The following is a 16,018-nucleotide window of genomic DNA, read 5'->3' on the forward strand; positions in this document are numbered from 1 at the left end:
GCGGCCCGTTATGGGAGGATATTATGAAGTCATTAACTCGACTGGCCGCAGCGCTGGCCGGTGCGGCTGCCTTTGCAGGGGCTGCATGGGCAGAAGACCCGATCAAAATCGCCCTGATCCACGGTTTGTCCGGCAGCAGCTTTGAAGCCTTTTCCAAACAGGCACAGACCGGATTTGAACTGGGTCTGGAATATGCCACCGAGGGGTCCAACACCGTCAAAGGGCACCCGATCGAAGTGATTATCAAGGACACGCAGTTCAAACCGGATGTGGCCCGCGCGGTTCTGGCCGAGGCTTATGGCGACGACGAAGTGCTGCTGGCTGTGGGCGCAACATCGTCCGGCGTGACCAAAGGTATGCTGCCCATTGCCGAGGAATACGAGAAAATCCTGATCGTTGAACCGGCGGTGGCAGACAGCCTGACAGGGCCGGACAGCAACCGTTATGTTTTCAAAACCTCGCGCAACTCCAGCATGGACATGCAGGCACAGGCGCTGGCGCTGAAGCCGGACGAGAACCTTTATGTGGCCACGATTGCGGAAGATTACGCCTTTGGTCAGGACGGTATCGCCGCCTTCAAAACAGCCCTTGAAGGAACGGGCGCCACGGTCGTGACAGAGGAATACGTCCCCCAAGGCACCGCGGATTTCACCGCCGCAGCCGAACGGATGTTCAACGCGCTGAAAGACAAGGAAGGCCGTAAGGTGATCCTCGTTTACATCGCGGGTGGGGGCGATGCGCCGGGTAAAATTCAGGCACTGGACCCGAGCCGTTATGGTATCGAGATTTCCATGGGCGGGCATATCCTGCCGGTTCTGCCAACCTACAAACGTTTTCCGGGTATGGAAGGTGCCGTTTATTACTACTACGAAGCCTACGATAATCCGGTGAACAACTGGCTGGTCAAGGAACATCAGGCCCGTTTTGACGGCCCGCCGGATTTCTTTACCGCTGGTGGTATGGCGGCAGCGCTGGCTGTGGTGAAAGCGATTGAGACAGCCGCCAGCCTTGAAACCGAAGATCTGATTAAGGCGATGGAAGGCATGTCTTGGGACACACCAAAAGGCGAAATGACCTTCCGTCCCGAAGACCATCAGGCGCTGCAATCCATGGTGCATTTCAAAATCCGTGTGGATGAGAACGTGGACTGGGCGATCCCTGATCTGGTGCGCATTATCGAGCCATCAGAGATGAACATCCCCGTAGGCCGTACCAACGACTGATTGCCAAAGGACCGGCGCGCGACAGGCTGCGCCGGTCCTGACAACAGGAATTATATCCATGCCCGAACCATCCCTCGTCACGCGGGATCTGACCATTCGTTTTGGTGGTCATGTCGCCGTCAATCAGGTGTCCTGCGCCTTTCATCCCGGTGAACTGACCGTCATTGTCGGTCCGAACGGGGCGGGTAAGACCACCTATTTCAACCTGATCTCGGGTCAGTTAACGGCGACCTCCGGTCAGGTTCTCAAAGGCGGGCAAAACCTTGTTGGCCTTTCCCCCTCTGCCCGTGCACGCCTCGGGGTCGGGCGGGCGTTTCAACTGACCAACCTGTTTCCCCAACTCAGCGTTCTGGAGAACATCCGCCTTGCGGTACAGGCCCGTTCCGGCCACGGCTGGCGCGTATTAAGTCGCGCCGACAGCTTTACCGAGCTGACCCGAAAGGCAGAACACTATCTGGAGGCCACCCGCCTGTCCGCTGTCGCCCATACCACAGCCGCCGCCCTGCCCCACGGGGATCAGCGCAAGCTGGAAGTAGCGCTTTTGATGGCGATGGAGCCGGATATTTACATGTTTGACGAACCCACAGCGGGCATGTCGCTGGATCATGCGCCGGATGTGCTCCACCTGATTTTCCAGATCAAGGCAGACCCGACGAAAACCGTGCTGCTGGTGGAACACAAAATGGACGTGGTGCGCAAACTGGCCGACCGGATCATCGTGCTTCACAACGGCGAGTTGCTGGCAGACGGTCCGCCCGAAGAGGTGATGACCAGCCAGATTGTGCGGGATGTCTATCTTGGCACCGCAACGGAGGAAACCGCGTGACCCTTCTGAGCCTGAACAATATGAAAACCGACATCGGCCAATACGCCGTGCTGCACGGGGTAACGCTGGATGTTCCCGAAGGCGGCGTCTTTGTCCTTTTGGGACGCAATGGCGCGGGTAAAACCACCACTCTGCGATCCATCATGGGACTGTGGAGCCCGACCCCCGGTTCCGTCACCTTCCGAGGCGCGGATATTACCGGATTGCACACGGCCGACATTGCCCGCAAAGGGATTGCCTATGTGCCGGAAAATATGGGCATCTTTGGCGGTCTGACGGTAGAGGAAAACCTGATCCTTGCCACAGATAAAGGACGATTTGACCAACCCCGCCTGAAACGAATTTACGCGCTGTTTCCCGCACTGGAGCAGTTCTGGACCAAACAAGCGTGGAGCCTGTCTGGCGGGCAGAAACAAATGTTGGCGGTGGCCCGCGCCATTATCGAACCCCGCGCGTTGATCCTGATTGACGAACCGACCAAAGGGCTTGCCCCGTCAATCGTTGCGGCGATGGCCGAAGCCTTTCGCGAGATTTCCCAAAGCGCCACGATCCTGCTGGTGGAGCAGAACTTTCACTTTGCCAAAAGCATCGGGCGCGACATGGCGGTGATTGACGACGGGTTGGTGGCCCATGCGGGAACAATGGCGGATTTTGCCGCTGACACGGAATTACAAGAGCGGCTGCTGAGCCTGTCTGCCTAAGGAGTATCATGGAAAACCTTTCACAGATTTTAGGGCGTTTGGGCGGAGTTTACCTGCTGCCCGTCGGACTCGCGCTCGGGGCGTTTGTGCTGATCGGCGCTCCGGCATCTTGGGCCACGCTGACAATAGCGGGGCTGTCCATGGGGATGATGGTGTTCCTGATGGCCTCGGGGCTTAGCCTGATTTTCGGGCTGATGGACGTGCTGAACTTCGGTCATTCTGCCTTTATCAGCTTTGGCGCTTTCGTGGCCGCTACGGTACTTTCAGCATTGAGCGGTTGGGTCGGGGCCGACAGCGTGTTCCTGAATTCTATGGCGCTGGTGTTTGCGCTGCTTGCGGCAATCTCTTTCGGCCTCGCGGCGGGGTGGTTCTTTGAATCCGTGATTATCCGCCCTGTGTACCATGATCACCTGCGCCAGATCCTGATTACGATGGGCGCATTGATCGTATCCGAACAGATCATTCTGGCCCTTTGGGGTGGCACACCGATTACTGTCTTGCGGCCGCATTTTCTGGAAGGCGCCATCATTCTTGGGAATGTCAGCGTAGAAATTTACCGCCTGTTTGCCTTCGCCTTGGGTCTCGTCGCTTTTATCGGGCTTTATCTGGTGCTGAACCGCTCGCGCATCGGACTGCTGGTGCGTGCAGGCGTAGAGAACCGCGAGATGGTTGAAGCACTCGGCTTTCGCATCGACCGCCTTTTCATCGGTGTCTTCATGGTCGGATCGGCACTGGCTGCGGTGGGCGGTGCGATGTGGGCGGGATATGAAACCCTGATCACCCCTGCCCTTGGCGGTGAGATGATGATCGTGGTGTTTATCGTTGTGATCATCGGCGGATTGGGGTCGATCGAGGGCACGTTATTGGGTGCGATCATGGTGGGGCTAACCGCGAATTATGTAGGCTTTCTGGCACCGAAACTGGCGCTTGCGTCCAACATGATCCTGATGACCATCATCCTTTTATGGCGGCCAAACGGCCTGCGTCCGGCGGTGAAATAAATGTCTGCTCCTGTCTCTAAACCCACTGTTGGTGACATTGCGGTTAAAACTGCTGTCCTGCTGATTGCAGCCCTGCTGTGTTTCGCCCCCTTCCTGTTTCAGGACGTGCGGGCCTTGGAAGTCGCCGCGCGGATCTGTGTCTTTATCGTGCTGGTGGCGAGCTATGACCTGCTCATCGGCTATACAGGTATCGTCAGTTTTGCCCACACCATGTTCTTTGGCTTCGGCGCTTACGGTGCGGCGATCCTGCTGCGCCAGATGGGGCCGGGATGGGATGCTGTAATCCTCGGCGGTCTGGCGGGTGTGCTTGTATCCCTTGTGGTGGCTACGGCAATCGGCCTGCTGAGCCTGCGGGTGAAGGCAATTTTCTTTGCGATGATCACGCTGGCCGCCGCCTCTGTCGCGCTGGTTCTGGCCTCGCAACTGTCCCATTTCACCGGCGGGGAGGACGGGATAACCTACCGCGCTCCGGATGTGTTCAAACCTTCTTTCAAACTGCTGACCGACGAAAACGGCAAGGTGCTGCGCCTCTTCGGGGTTAAACTGAACGGCAAGCTTGCGGCCTATTACTTTGTCTTTGCAAGCAGCCTGATCCTGTTTCTCGTTATGTTGCGGGTGGTGGGTTCGCCGCTTGGCACAGTCCTGAAGGCCATCCGCGAGAACGAGGCCCGCGCCGAGGCGATTGGCTACCGCGTTGTTGCCTACCGGACCTTTGTGTTTTGCCTTTCTGCCGCGATTGCGAGCCTTGCAGGAACGGTTTACGCGGTCTGGTTGAAATACACCGGACCCGACACCGCGCTGTCCTTTGCCATTATGATCGACATCCTTTTGATGGTTGTGATCGGGGGCATGGGCACAATGTGGGGTGCGGTTATCGGGGCGGTTCTGATGGTGATCGCGCAATATTACCTGCGGGATCTGATGGGTGTTGCCGCCGATGCCACCGCCAGCATTCCACTGCTCCCAGAACTGCTTAACCCTGACCGCTGGCTGTTCTGGCTGGGGATCATTTTCATCCTGCTGGTTTATTTCTTTCCCAAAGGCATCGTCGGCACGATCACCCAGAAAGGGGGGCGCGGATGACCGGACCCCGTTTTTCATTTGTTCCGGTGATGGACCATGAAATCCACGTGTCCGAATGGGGCGATCCGGCCAATCCGCCGCTGATTATGTCCCATGCGATGGCGCGGACGGGACGGGATTTTGACGAACTGGCCCGTGCGCTTTCCGACCGTTATTACGTGCTTTGCCCTGATATGATCGGGCGCGGCCTGTCCAGTTGGTCTGCCAACCCCGAGGCCGAATATTCCATCGAATATTACGCCGGTATCAGCGCGGATCTGTTGGATGTGTACGGGCTTGATACGGTGTCATGGTTGGGCACGTCGATGGGCGGACTGATCGGAATGCGTCTGGCCTCGGGGCGGGATGCGGACCGGATCAACCGGCTGATGATCAACGACATCGGACCGGAAGTTCCCAAAACCACCATAGAGCGTATCCTGTCCTATGTGGGCGACCTGCCCCGTTTCGCCGGATATAAAGCAGGTGAGAACTGGTTGCGCGGGGCCTATCATCCCTTTGGTCCGGCAGGGGACAGTTACTGGCAGCGCATGGCACGCACCTCTCTGCGGCGCACCGCCACTGGCGCCCTGACGTTGCATTACGATCCGGCGATCACCATCCAGTTTTCCGCCTCCGCGAATGAGCTTCAAAGCTGGCCCCGATGGGAGCAGATAACCGTCCCGACCCATGTGCTGCGCGGCGGCCTGTCCGATATGCTAAGCCCCGCGATTGCCGCGCGGATGTGTGCCAGCGGACCAAAACCGCAACTGACCGAATTTGCCAGCTGCGGCCATGCGCCCAGCCTGTCGAGAGCCAAGGACGCCATGGTGCTTCGGGGCATACTGTCGGAGTGTTGAACCCGAAAGGGACGGCTTAAATCTGCGGGATGATGAAATCCGGCACGATACCACTGCGCGCGATCAGCGCCTGCGGGTCAGCGCCGGCATGGACGCCAAACCCTGTGACCAGCGCGGTCGATGCGCCGATCAAACCGCCGCCAAGAATGTCCGTGTGCAACGTATCCCCGACCATCAGGACACGGGCCGGATCGAATGGTATGGAATGACGGGCCAGCGCCAGTTCAAACACGCTGTCAAAGGGCTTGCCCAGAAATACCGGTGCTACCCCTGTGGCATCGGCCAGCCCGTGGGCGAAATACCCCGGCTCGCGGGAGAGACCGTTCTCGCGCGGGGCCACAATGTCGGGATTGCCGACGATGACAGGCCGGTTATGCCGCCCGATTGCGTCGATGAGCAGGGACTGGCGGTGGTCTGTCCAACCGTCCGACCCGACCAGCAGAAAGCCTTCGACCTGATCATAAAGCGCAGGATCATCGGCCAGAAAACTGATGTGCTGGTTTTCAAACTCCACAGTTCCATAGGCCGGATTCAGCATCACCCCCCAATGGCGCGGAGGGCTGGTTGACAGATACTGCAGCAATGCCTCGCGACTGGTGACGACTTCTTCGGGGGTGAAATCAAAGCCCAGACGGGCGTAGCGATCCATCATCACTGATTTGGGATAGCCAGCGGAATTTGACACCACCATGACGGATTTTCCCGCCGCCCGCAGCGCTGCAATCCGCTGCGCCGCCCCTGCAATTGCTGTTTCGCCAAGGTTTAACACGCCATAAGCATCAAACAGGATCAGTGCAAAGGGCGCGGCCACTAGCTCCAGTGACGGGGCGGTTTGCGGTGTGGTGGTGTCAAAGGTAACTTGGGGTAATCGCGGGCGCACGGCTTCGTAGGTTTGAAACACCCATTCCGCCCGCGATTGTATATCCGGCAGGTCGATCACGCGTCTGCGGCGCTTTCAGTAACCTCGATCACGGTCAGGGTCCGACGCTCATCACCTCTGGTGTCCCAAAAGAAACTGGCCCCTTCGGAAAGCCCCAGCAAGGCCACGCCAATCGGGGTCATCACAGAGATCCGCTGCCGGTCAATATCCGCATCCTCAGGATAGACGAGCGTGACAGATTTCACCTGACCTGTGGTTTCATCGCGGTACGTCACCTTGCGCCCGATAGACACCACATTGGCCGGCATCTTGGCCGGTTTCACGATCCGCGCACGCCCCAGTTCACCCAGCAGGCGATCGGCAAGATCAGGGTTACGATCAAGCGCACCCTCTGCCAGCGCCTCGATATGGCCGAGCTCATCCTCGTTGATAACAATTTTCGGCGCACGGGGCGTGCGGGTTTTGCGGCTCGCCGCAGGGGATAGGGTCATCGGGTGATCTCCTTGATCGTGTATTAAGTTAAAGTCGACAAAATCCGGCGCAGCACATGCCACACCGGAACGTTGTTTTTCGGTTGTAAGGGGGCCGCGTCAGGCGGTCGGGCTGACGTGTTCCACACGTAGGGTTGCTGTCGTGCCATCTTCACACAACAGGGGGGCTTCTTCACCAGCGCGCATTCCGATCAACGTTGCCCCAAGAACTGAGGACACCGGAATCACACCGCCCCCGACACCGGGTCTGGCGCGATGCACAAGCAAACCGGAGCGTTGCGGACCGTCGTCAATCGTGTAGCTGACCACGCTGCCACCCGTGACCGCATCATTGACCTGCACAGTATCCAGCACCCGCGCACCCAAAATCTTGCGCTTCAGAAGGGCCGTGATCAGCGGAGTCGACGGACGGCGTCCGGTCTCACACTGACGCAGGTGACGCTGAAGCTGCTGGTGTTCCTGATCACTGATTGCACCGGAAAACGGAGGGACTTTGGCAGGCAGGCGGGATGTGGTGCCGTGCGTATCGACGCTGGCTACAGATGGACGACGGATATTGCTCATGTTTACTCCTCGGACGCATTTGCGTCCTGTTTCATAACTGGCTGTTTGAAAACGCCCCAGGAAGCCTTGCAAGCGCACATGCGCCGTCGCCGCCCGGGGTTAAGAGCGGTTGAGTAAAGGAAATCGCGAAAGTTCAGCTTTGTTCAACATATCAAAAAGCTAGGCATTCGGGGGACGATAGTCAATCGCTCTTGGCGATTCCGCTGAAAACAGGCGAGACTCTACCAAGTTTCCGCCTTTCCAGCCGCTTTTGCCGGTGAAGGGTAAAAATTGCTTTGTTGCCAACACCACTTATATAACAGTTTGAAACAGTTACCAAACCCGTCCGCCACGCATTACAGCGCCAGAGACGACCGAAAAGGGGCGATGAACCAGCCGATGCAGAACCGAACACATTTGCGTGTGGCCAGCTATAACATCCGCAAGGCTGTGGGGCTGGACTGGCGGCGGGATTCCGACCGGATCCTGCAGGTTCTGCATGAAATCGACGCCGATGTGGTGGTCCTGCAGGAGTCTGACAAACGGGTCGGCCAGCGCTCCGGCGTGCTGCCTGCCGCGCAACTCAAAAGCGATCTGGGATATGTCATGGCCGATCTGTCGATCCGGCCCCGCAGCCACGGCTGGCACGGCAATGCGATCTTTTACCGTCAGGAAGGGCTGGACCTGAAACAGAGCAACCGCATCCATCTGCCCACGCTGGAGCCCCGCGGTGCCGTTGCCGCGCGGTTTACCCAGCCCGGAGTGGAAATTATCGGCGTGCATCTTGGATTAACCCGACGCATCCGCGCCCGTCAGCTATCAGCGCTGCGGGCCTATATGGAGCGCGCCGACCATCCGGTGCTGATGGCGGGCGATTTTAACATGTGGGCGCGGGGCGGTAAGGCAGGTGATCTGCTGGGGCGGGAATCCGAAATGATCCTGCCCGGGAACAGCTTTCATGCGGCCCGCCCGACTGCGCCGCTGGACCGTTTTGTGCTGCGCGGGGAAATCCGGCAGCTTTCAAGCCATGTCCATCACTCGCCCCTCGCGGCGAGAGCCTCTGACCACCTGCCCGTGGTGATTGACGCCGAGGTATCCCAGACGTGCATGTAAACATCCTTCTCTGGCTCCACGGGATTATCGTATTAATCTTTACACTTCGCATCCTGCTGCGGGACGATCTTTCGCCCCCTGCCCGTCTGGCATGGTTTGTGGTGCTGAACGTGGTCCCCTTTGGGGGCAGCGCCGTCTATTTTCTGTTCGGGGAAATCGACCTGGGCAAAAAGGCAAAACAGGCGCGGCGGCTGGTGACGCGCAACATCTATGACCACGCCGGAGATCTGAAGGGCCGCGAAGAAGACGTGAACACCGACATCGCGCGGCAGTATCGCTCTGTGTTTCGCTACGGGGCGTCCATCAACGGGTTTTATCCTGTCAACGGCAACCGCGCAGCGCTGATGGCAGATGGTGCCGAAACGCTGGAGCGCATGGTCGCGGACATCGACGCGGCAAAACACAACGTTCATATGCTCTGTTATATCTGGCTTGAGGATCACACCGGCACCGATCTGGCAGAGGCGCTGATCCGCGCCACCAAACGGGGTGTGACCTGTCGCGCGGTGGCTGACGGTCTGGGATCGCGGCGGCTGATCAAGTCACCGCTCTGGCAGCGGATGAAGGATGCGGGGGTGAAACTGGCGGTGGCGCTGCCGTTGGACAGGCCGCTCCACACCATACTGACCAGCCGGCTCGACCTGCGCAACCACCGCAAAATTACAGTGATCGACGGTAAAATCACCTACTGCGGCAGCCGCAATTACGCCGATCCGGAGTTTCTGGTCAAAGCCAGATACGCCCCTTGGGTAGATATTATGGTGCGGTTTGAAGGTCCGATCGTGGCGCAGAACCAGCTTTTATTCGTGAGCGATTGGGCACAGGCCACGGGGGAAACGCTCGACGATCTGGTGCAGCCGGTTGCCCCGTTCAAGGACGGTTTCCCCGCGCAGGCGTTGGGTTTCGGACCGGTGGAGCGGCGGGGCGCCACGCCGCAACTGTTTTCCGTCGCCATCGCCAGTGCGCGCGACAGGATCATCCTTTCGACCCCCTATTTCGTTCCCGACGGCACCGTGCTCGACGCGTTATGCACGGCGGCCTTGCGGGGGGTGCAGGTCACTTTGATCTTCCCCAAACGCAACGACAGCAAAATCGTCGCCGCGGCCAGCAAAAGCTATTACCTGAAGCTGCTGGAAGCGGGTTGTGAAATATTCGAGTACAAGGGCGGCCTGCTACACGCCAAAACACTAACGGTGGATGGACGGCTGGGACTGGTCGGCTCTTCCAATCTGGATATTCGCAGCTTTGACCTCAACTTTGAAAACAACATTCTGTTTCAGGACGAGACCCTAGCCGGTGAAATTTATGAGCGTCAGGAGGTTTACCTGTCAGGCTCTGATCCGGTGACGTTGATCCATGTGTCGAACTGGCCCTATCACCGCCGGATCTGGAACAACATTATCGCCACCATCGGGCCGATCCTTTAGGGTCGCCAGCGCCCTAACTGCCGCTGGCCTCCCGCATCTTGCCGCGCCGGCCGTAAGGGGTCTCGTTGAAACGGGCCTTGTAGTGGCGGGTAAACAGACCGTTAGAACTGAACCCCGATGCCATCGCGATTTCCGTCACGTTCAGGTTGGTTTCCGTCAGCAGGGTGCGGGCGCGATCCAGCCGCATATTGCGATAGACGGTGGCAGGGGTTTCATCGAACAGCTTCTTGAACTGGCGTTCCATCTGGCGGCGGGAAAACTCCCCCTCCTCTGCCAGTTCCTCCAGTGTCAGCGGGTCTTCGATATTGGCCTGCATCGCCTGCAACACCGCCAGAACCTTGGGGTCACGGGAATTGATCGCCTTGGCAATAGAAGAGCGCTGTTCCCGAGCAGGGGAAAGGTCTCCGCCGCTCAGACACATATCCGATACCGCAGTGGCAAAAGCCTCACCGTAGTCTTCGAGGATGATCGACAGCATCATTTCGGTGGCAGCAGCCCCGCCGCCACAGGTGTAAAGCCCGCGATCCGCTTCAAAGCGGCGGCTGGTGGGTTCCAGTTCGGGGAAGGTTTCCACAAAACCGGGTTGGTTTTCCCAATGCAGCGTAAAGCGGCGGTCCTGCAACAGACCCGCCCGCGCCAGACTGGCCGCGCCGGTGCAAATGCCGCCCATGTTTCCGCCAAACCGCGCATGTTTGCGCAGCGCCTGCAACACTGCTTCAGAGGCCACTTCGGTGCCCCTGTTACCCGAGCAAACCCAGAGGTGCATGTCCGGTGTGATCCCGTCGAGGTCTCCATGCGCCCCCACATCTACACCGGAAGAGGAATATACCGCATCGCCGCTTTCCGACAGAACCACCCAACCGTACAGCGGTTTTTGCGCCAGCTGGTTGGCAATGCGCAGCGGATCAAGCGCAGAGCTGAACGCCAGCAGCGTAAACTCCGGCAAGAGAAGAAACCCAAAGCGGCGGGTTTCCCTGACGCGCGTTACAGGAAAGCTGAAAGCCCCCGCAGGAACAACGTCCACGGGTGCGTTAAAGGCAGGTTGTCGAGAGGCAGGACACATGGCGGAGCGAAATCTTTTCTAAAAACATCAGACCGGAACAGGTCTGATGTAAACTACACCATTTCGCCCCGGCAACAAAAGGGCTGTTCTGCATTCCGCACGGCTCAGACGGCTAAAGTGCCACCGGAACAGGGTCCGCCGTTTCTGCAGCCTGAGCGACAAAACAGGCGACTTTGCCTTCTGGCGAGACGGGGCAAAGATCAGGTGCGCTCTGGCTGCATTTGGACAGGGCCACAGGACAGCGGGGGTGAAAGGCGCAACCGCTTGGCGGGTTGAGCGGGCTTGGCGGCTCTCCGGCCTGCGCCTCTACGCGGCGTTTGGGATTTTCGATGTCCGGTATCGTGGCCAGCAGCAGTTTGGAATAGGGATGCTGGGGGTTGGTAAACAGCTCCTCCACGGGGGCTTGTTCGACGATCCGCCCCAGATACATCACCGCGATGTGGTTGGACATATGGCGCACCACGCTCAGATCATGGCTGATGAACAGATAGGTCAGACCCAGTTCGTCCTGCAAGCGGCGCATCAGGTTCAGGATTTGCGCCTGCACCGATACATCCAGCGCCGAAGTCGGCTCGTCACAGACCAGCAGTTCGGGTTCGGAGGCCAAAGCCCGCGCGATGGAAATCCGCTGGCGCTGTCCGCCGGAAAATTCGTGCGGGTATTTCAGCGCGTCATCCGCGCCAAGCCCCACAGTTTCCAGCAGTTCGCGCACCCGATCCAGTGTTTCCTTCTCTGTGTCTCGCAGTTTCATTTCGCGGATCGGTTCCGCGATGATGTCCCCGACGCGCCAGCGGGGGTTCAGACTGGAATGGGGGTCCTGAAAGATCATCTGCACCTTGATCGGGCGGCCTTTGGCCCCTGTCCCGAAACGAATGTCGCCGTTGGTGGTGGCATAAAGCCCAGTCACCAGCCGCGCCACAGTGGATTTACCGCATCCCGATTCCCCGACGATGCTGAAACAGGTGCCTTTCTCCACAGTAAAGGATATGTCGGAAACCGCCTCGACATAAAGTTTGGGGCGGCGTTCGATAACGCGGTTCAGCCAGGGGGCAGAGACGTCAAACACCTTGCTGACATGGCTTACCGACAGGGCGGGGGCTGTATCTTCTAGAACGACGTTCATTCTGTTCCTCCTTGTTGCAACCAGCAGGCGGCACGGGTGGAGCCGACCTGTTGCAGCGGCGGTTTTTGCGCCGCGCATTTTGCTCCCGCATAGGGGCAGCGGGGATGGAAGGCGCAACCCGAAGGCCGCGCATTGAGACGAGGCATGGACCCGTCAATCTGCGACAGAACCTCTACACGGTCATGCAGGCTCGGGATCGCGGCCATCAGACCCTTTGTATAGGGATGCTGCGGATTGTGGATCACATCGCTGACCGGACCGCTTTCCACCACGCGCCCTGAATACATTACACAGACCCGATCCGCAGTTTCCGCAATCACACCCATATCGTGAGTCACAAGCATGATGCCCACGCCGGTTTCATCACACAGTTTGCGCAACAGCGCGGTGATCTGCGCCTGAATGGACACATCCAGCGCGGTGGTCGGTTCATCAGCGATAATCAGACGCGGCCCCGCCGCCAGAGCCAGCGCGATGACAACCCGTTGCCGCATCCCGCCGGAAAACTGGTGGGGATACTGGCGAAGGCGTTCTTCGGGGGCCGGAATACCGACGCTGCGCAGCAGTTCCAGCGCGCGTTCCTCGGCCTGCGCTTTTGACAGGGGCGTGTGCAGGCGGATGGTTTCCACCAGTTGCTTGCCCACTGTGAACAGCGGGTTAAGTGCCGTCAGCGGGTCCTGAAAAATCGCGCCCATTTCGCGGCCGCGCACTTTGGTCAGTTCGGCCTCGCTCAACGTATCGACGCGGCGCCCCCCCACATGGATGGCGCCCTGCGCGATGCGGCCGGGATGTTCGAGCAGCCCAAGCACCGCCAGTCCGGTGATGGATTTACCTGCACCGCTTTCGCCGACTACCCCGAGGATTTCCCCCGGTGCGATCTGCATGGATACGTCGTCAATTGCTGTCAGAACCCCGCGTCTGGTCGGAAACTCGACGCTCAGCCCCTGCACATCCAGCGCAGGGGTGGCGTTGATCGAATCTTCGGGCACGGGAATGGGCTGAACCATCATGCTAGTCTCCATTCATCAGGGGAAAGGTGGGTGGGAAAATCTGCTCAACAGGCGGATGCCCGAGGGTGCGTTCGGGATATTTTTCAACCAGTCCGTCGAACTGGTCCTGCATTGCGGCGCGGGCGGCTTGCATGTCGATACCAGCCACATCGCCGTTGCGCATGGACAGGCGACCGTCCACGATGGTTGCCCGTGTTACACGGCCCGTTGCGCCAAGGATCAGGGTTTGCACCGGATCAATGCGCGGCGCCATGTAGCTGTCCGCCATGTCGAACACAGCAATATCCGCCTTGGCCCCAGCCCGCAGCACGCCGATGTCGTCACGGCGCAGCGCCTTGGCCCCGTTCAGGGTCGCCGCATCGAACATCTCTGCCGAGGTGATCGAGGTATGGCCGTCCTGCATCCGGCAGGCCATCATCCCCACCGCCATATTCAGCACCATGTCGGGCGGTGCCGTATCGGTGCCCATGGCAAGGTTTATCCCCATGTCCCGCAGCCGCGCGAAAGAGCGCAGCGCACCGCCGTGACGGGCTGCAACCAGCGGACAATGGATCACGGTAACACCGTTATCGCGGTAGAGCGCAAGATCGGTGTCATCCGCCACAGTCCCGTGGGGTGCGAGCAGTCGGGGTGACAGGGCGTCAAAGCTGTTCAACCACTGCGGCGCGGTTTTGTTGTGCAGCGACTGCACGGTTTGCAGTTCCATCATGCCCTGCGCCATATGCAGGCGTACCGGACAATCCAGATCCTCTGCCGCGGCCATTGTGCGTTCCAGCAGGGTCTGCGTGCAGGTTTCTACACGATCGGGCGCGAGCATCGGGGACACGAGATCGCGGCCCTGCACGGACTGCGCAAAACCGATCGCATCGTCCAGCCCTTGCAATCCGCGGTCTTCGTCAAATCGGGCGTGCATGGCGCCGGTTTCATCCACCACCATTCCGCCCGCGCGGTACGCAGGGCCAAGCCAGACCCGCAGGCCCATGTCCTGCGCGGCATCGGCGGCGGCAGAAAACTCGGCCACGGTTTCACCCCATTCGCGGTAAAATAGGGACGCAATCGGCGCGGCAGAGGTTATCCCGTTCAACAGCAGCTGCCCGAAGGCAAAGCGTTTCTGCGCCACAAGTTCTTCGGGCGAATACATCTCATAGGGGCCGCGATCCACATAGGACTGGGGCCAGACGCGGCCCTTTTTCTCGCTCGGCCAGTTGTCATGGGCCAGCAGCGTGGTGTCGAGATCAGACAGGGCGTCCAGATCGACGAAACCGGGGGCGACCAGCGCCGCGCCCATGTCAAAACGGGCGCTGACCTCTCCGTCAAAACGTTTTCCGGCAAAGAGGATCCGGTCGTTTTCAATTACAACCTCGCCGCCGTGAACCAGACGGCGACCCTGATCCGTGTCCACCACGATCCAGTCGGCTGTTAGGCTCCAGCGGCCTGCGGGACGTTGCCCGAGGGGAAGATCGTCAAAGCGCATTACGGCGCCTCGATCAGCGTGGCACCGTCACGGGCGGTAACTCTGCCCGCTTTCACCACCAGTTTGCGCGGTGTGTGGGACACGATGGCATGGGCAACCGCAACACCTTCCACCAGAACCAGATCCCCCGGCGCGCCTACTTCCAGCGTGCGCCGTTCCTTGCCCATGGCTACTGCCCCGCCACCAGCACAAATATCCAGCGCCTGATACATTTCCTTGTCAGACCGCAGGTTGTTCCGCAGCCCGACAAATTTCGCCCGCTCCAGCATGTCGCCGTTACCATAAGGCCCCCAGGTGTCCTGAATGCCGTCATTGCCGGACCCGATGCGAATACCATGCGCCTGCAATTGTTTAACCAGAGGAGCCGGACTGCTGGCGGGCGCGGTGGTCATGATCGCAACATCCAGTGCCGCCAGCCGTTCCAACAAGCCTTCGACCCGCGCCTGATCCGGCATCCCGAGACAAAAGGCATGGGAAATCGTGATCATGCCCTTCATGCCCAAAGCCTCCGCCCGATCAAGGGTTTGCTCCATGGAAAACGCGCCAAGTTCGCCCCGTTCGTGTAGATGGATGTCGATGCCTTTGCCGTGTTTGTCAGCCAGTGCAAAGATCGTGTCGAGATGCCCCTTCGGGTCGTGATCCACGCCACAAGGGTCCAGCCCGCCCATCAGATCAGCCCCCATTCTCAGCGCGTCGTCCAACAGTTCCGCTGTACCCGGACTAATCATCAGACCGGATTGCGGGAAGGCGACAGTCTGGATCTCCACCACATCGGCCAGCTTTTCGGCGGTCTCCATCACCCCTTCCAGCGCGCGCAATCCGCCGGTGGTATCAATATCCACATGGCTGCGGATCAGGGTTGCCCCATATCCGGCGGTCTGCAAGGCATGGCGCATGGATTGCACATGGGGGTCCATGCCAAGGCGGGTTTTCATCTGGCGTTCGTTGTCGATCATCGCCATCAGATTTCCGCCGCCAACATCGTTATGATACCACGGATAGCCGAGCAGGGATTTGTCCAGATGGGTATGCGCCTCGGTCAAAGCAGGGATCGCGATACACCCGCCTGCGTCTTCTACTGGCGTGGTGCCTGCCTCCTGATCCGGTGCAATTTTCGCAATCCGCCCGTTTTCGATCAGCAGGTCGGTCGGCTCTCCGTCAAGGATACGCAGATTTTTAATCATCAGGTTATTCATAGTCTTTTTCCTTAGAACGCTTGCG

Annotated in this window: 16 protein-coding genes; 8 read left to right on the top strand and 8 right to left on the bottom strand. The window is 59.3% G+C overall.

Translation table 11 applies throughout. The annotated features are described in order from the left end of the window. Nucleotides 1–23 precede the first annotated feature (23 nt). From BFV97_RS11610 to BFV97_RS11635, 6 genes are read left to right on the top strand one after another with little or no spacing between them, the layout of a single operon-like run. The gene (locus tag BFV97_RS11610; RefSeq protein ID WP_069300536.1) at nucleotides 24–1,223 is read left to right on the top strand and encodes a substrate-binding domain-containing protein; all 1,200 of its coding nucleotides are present in this window, start codon (nucleotides 24–26) and stop codon (nucleotides 1,221–1,223) included. Nucleotides 1,224–1,281: 58 nt separating this feature from the next. Beyond that, the gene (locus tag BFV97_RS11615; protein ID WP_069300537.1) at nucleotides 1,282–2,049 is read left to right on the top strand and encodes an ABC transporter ATP-binding protein; all 768 of its coding nucleotides are present in this window, start codon (nucleotides 1,282–1,284) and stop codon (nucleotides 2,047–2,049) included. After that, nucleotides 2,046–2,750 (top strand): ABC transporter ATP-binding protein, encoded by a 705-nt coding sequence (locus BFV97_RS11620; protein ID WP_069300538.1) that lies wholly within the window; start codon nucleotides 2,046–2,048, stop codon nucleotides 2,748–2,750. Before BFV97_RS11615 ends, BFV97_RS11620 begins: the two co-directional genes overlap by 4 nt. Nucleotides 2,751–2,758: 8 nt before the next feature. Then, on the top strand, nucleotides 2,759–3,751 hold the full coding sequence (locus BFV97_RS11625; protein ID WP_069300539.1) for a branched-chain amino acid ABC transporter permease: 993 nt from the start codon (nucleotides 2,759–2,761) through the stop codon (nucleotides 3,749–3,751). Next, on the top strand, nucleotides 3,752–4,834 hold the full coding sequence (locus BFV97_RS11630; protein WP_069300540.1) for a branched-chain amino acid ABC transporter permease: 1,083 nt from the start codon (nucleotides 3,752–3,754) through the stop codon (nucleotides 4,832–4,834). After that, a complete protein-coding gene (locus BFV97_RS11635) occupies nucleotides 4,831–5,673 on the top strand; it encodes an alpha/beta fold hydrolase (RefSeq protein ID WP_069300541.1) in 843 nt (280 codons plus the stop codon). The genes BFV97_RS11630 and BFV97_RS11635 overlap by 4 nt, the downstream gene beginning before the upstream one ends. Nucleotides 5,674–5,689: 16 nt before the next feature. Here the strand turns inward: BFV97_RS11635 and BFV97_RS11640 are convergent, their stop codons facing one another. From BFV97_RS11640 to BFV97_RS11650, 3 genes are all read right to left on the bottom strand, one after another. Further along, nucleotides 5,690–6,613, bottom strand: a complete 924-nt coding sequence (locus BFV97_RS11640) for an HAD-IIA family hydrolase (RefSeq protein WP_245667725.1) — start codon at nucleotides 6,611–6,613, stop codon at nucleotides 5,690–5,692. Next, a complete protein-coding gene (rnk, locus tag BFV97_RS11645; protein WP_069300542.1) occupies nucleotides 6,610–7,044 on the bottom strand; it encodes a nucleoside diphosphate kinase regulator in 435 nt (144 codons plus the stop codon). The genes BFV97_RS11640 and rnk overlap by 4 nt, the downstream gene beginning before the upstream one ends. 99 nt (nucleotides 7,045–7,143) lie before the next feature. Continuing rightward, nucleotides 7,144–7,608, bottom strand: coding sequence for a hypothetical protein (locus BFV97_RS11650; protein ID WP_069300543.1), 465 nt, complete (start codon nucleotides 7,606–7,608; stop codon nucleotides 7,144–7,146). Between the two features lie 378 nt (nucleotides 7,609–7,986). On the opposite strand from BFV97_RS11650, the gene BFV97_RS11655 reads away from it, so the two are divergent. Next, the gene (locus tag BFV97_RS11655) at nucleotides 7,987–8,700 is read left to right on the top strand and encodes an endonuclease/exonuclease/phosphatase family protein (protein ID WP_069300702.1); all 714 of its coding nucleotides are present in this window, start codon (nucleotides 7,987–7,989) and stop codon (nucleotides 8,698–8,700) included. Beyond that, nucleotides 8,691–10,127 carry a cardiolipin synthase gene (gene cls / locus BFV97_RS11660; protein WP_069300544.1) on the top strand — a complete coding sequence of 479 codons (1,437 nt, stop codon included), beginning with the start codon at nucleotides 8,691–8,693 and terminating at the stop codon, nucleotides 10,125–10,127. The genes BFV97_RS11655 and cls overlap by 10 nt, the downstream gene beginning before the upstream one ends. A gap of 13 nt (nucleotides 10,128–10,140) precedes the next feature. Here the strand turns inward: cls and BFV97_RS11665 are convergent, their stop codons facing one another. The 5 genes from BFV97_RS11665 to BFV97_RS11685 all read right to left on the bottom strand — a co-directional run bounded on the left by BFV97_RS11665 (nucleotide 10,141) and on the right by BFV97_RS11685 (nucleotide 15,993). Further along, the gene (locus BFV97_RS11665) at nucleotides 10,141–11,073 is read right to left on the bottom strand and encodes a GlxA family transcriptional regulator (protein WP_245667727.1); all 933 of its coding nucleotides are present in this window, start codon (nucleotides 11,071–11,073) and stop codon (nucleotides 10,141–10,143) included. Between the two features lie 229 nt (nucleotides 11,074–11,302). Next, nucleotides 11,303–12,313, bottom strand: a complete 1,011-nt coding sequence (locus BFV97_RS11670; RefSeq protein ID WP_069300546.1) for an ABC transporter ATP-binding protein — start codon at nucleotides 12,311–12,313, stop codon at nucleotides 11,303–11,305. Beyond that, nucleotides 12,310–13,323, bottom strand: coding sequence for an ABC transporter ATP-binding protein (locus BFV97_RS11675; protein ID WP_245667729.1), 1,014 nt, complete (start codon nucleotides 13,321–13,323; stop codon nucleotides 12,310–12,312). The genes BFV97_RS11670 and BFV97_RS11675 overlap by 4 nt, the downstream gene beginning before the upstream one ends. Nucleotide 13,324: 1 nt before the next feature. Then, nucleotides 13,325–14,797: a chlorohydrolase family protein gene (locus BFV97_RS11680; protein WP_069300547.1), complete on the bottom strand. Its 1,473-nt coding sequence runs from the start codon at nucleotides 14,795–14,797 to the stop codon at nucleotides 13,325–13,327. Further along, the gene (locus tag BFV97_RS11685) at nucleotides 14,797–15,993 is read right to left on the bottom strand and encodes an amidohydrolase family protein (RefSeq protein ID WP_069300548.1); all 1,197 of its coding nucleotides are present in this window, start codon (nucleotides 15,991–15,993) and stop codon (nucleotides 14,797–14,799) included. The genes BFV97_RS11680 and BFV97_RS11685 overlap by 1 nt, the downstream gene beginning before the upstream one ends. Nucleotides 15,994–16,018 lie beyond the last annotated feature (25 nt).

It is taken from the genome of Neptunicoccus sediminis (genome assembly GCF_001719615.1).
GTDB classification, from domain to species: Bacteria; Pseudomonadota; Alphaproteobacteria; order Rhodobacterales; family Rhodobacteraceae; genus Amylibacter; species Amylibacter sediminis.

Bases quoted from the DNA above. Each gene is read 5' to 3' on its own strand.
- BFV97_RS11680 (WP_069300547.1), bottom strand. From the start codon at position 14,797: ATGCGCTTTGACGATCTTCCCCTCGGGCAACGTCCCGCAGGCCGCTGG.
- BFV97_RS11635 (WP_069300541.1), top strand. From the start codon at position 4,831: ATGACCGGACCCCGTTTTTCATTTGTTCCGGTGATGGACCATGAAATC.
- BFV97_RS11675 (WP_245667729.1), bottom strand. From the start codon at position 13,323: ATGATGGTTCAGCCCATTCCCGTGCCCGAAGATTCGATCAACGCCACC.
- BFV97_RS11615 (WP_069300537.1), top strand. From the start codon at position 1,282: ATGCCCGAACCATCCCTCGTCACGCGGGATCTGACCATTCGTTTTGGT.
- rnk (WP_069300542.1), bottom strand. From the start codon at position 7,044: ATGACCCTATCCCCTGCGGCGAGCCGCAAAACCCGCACGCCCCGTGCG.
- BFV97_RS11655 (WP_069300702.1), top strand. From the start codon at position 7,987: ATGCAGAACCGAACACATTTGCGTGTGGCCAGCTATAACATCCGCAAG.
- BFV97_RS11610 (WP_069300536.1), top strand. From the start codon at position 24: ATGAAGTCATTAACTCGACTGGCCGCAGCGCTGGCCGGTGCGGCTGCC.
- BFV97_RS11685 (WP_069300548.1), bottom strand. From the start codon at position 15,993: ATGAATAACCTGATGATTAAAAATCTGCGTATCCTTGACGGAGAGCCG.
- BFV97_RS11630 (WP_069300540.1), top strand. From the start codon at position 3,752: ATGTCTGCTCCTGTCTCTAAACCCACTGTTGGTGACATTGCGGTTAAA.
- BFV97_RS11625 (WP_069300539.1), top strand. From the start codon at position 2,759: ATGGAAAACCTTTCACAGATTTTAGGGCGTTTGGGCGGAGTTTACCTG.
- BFV97_RS11650 (WP_069300543.1), bottom strand. From the start codon at position 7,608: ATGAGCAATATCCGTCGTCCATCTGTAGCCAGCGTCGATACGCACGGC.
- BFV97_RS11670 (WP_069300546.1), bottom strand. From the start codon at position 12,313: ATGAACGTCGTTCTAGAAGATACAGCCCCCGCCCTGTCGGTAAGCCAT.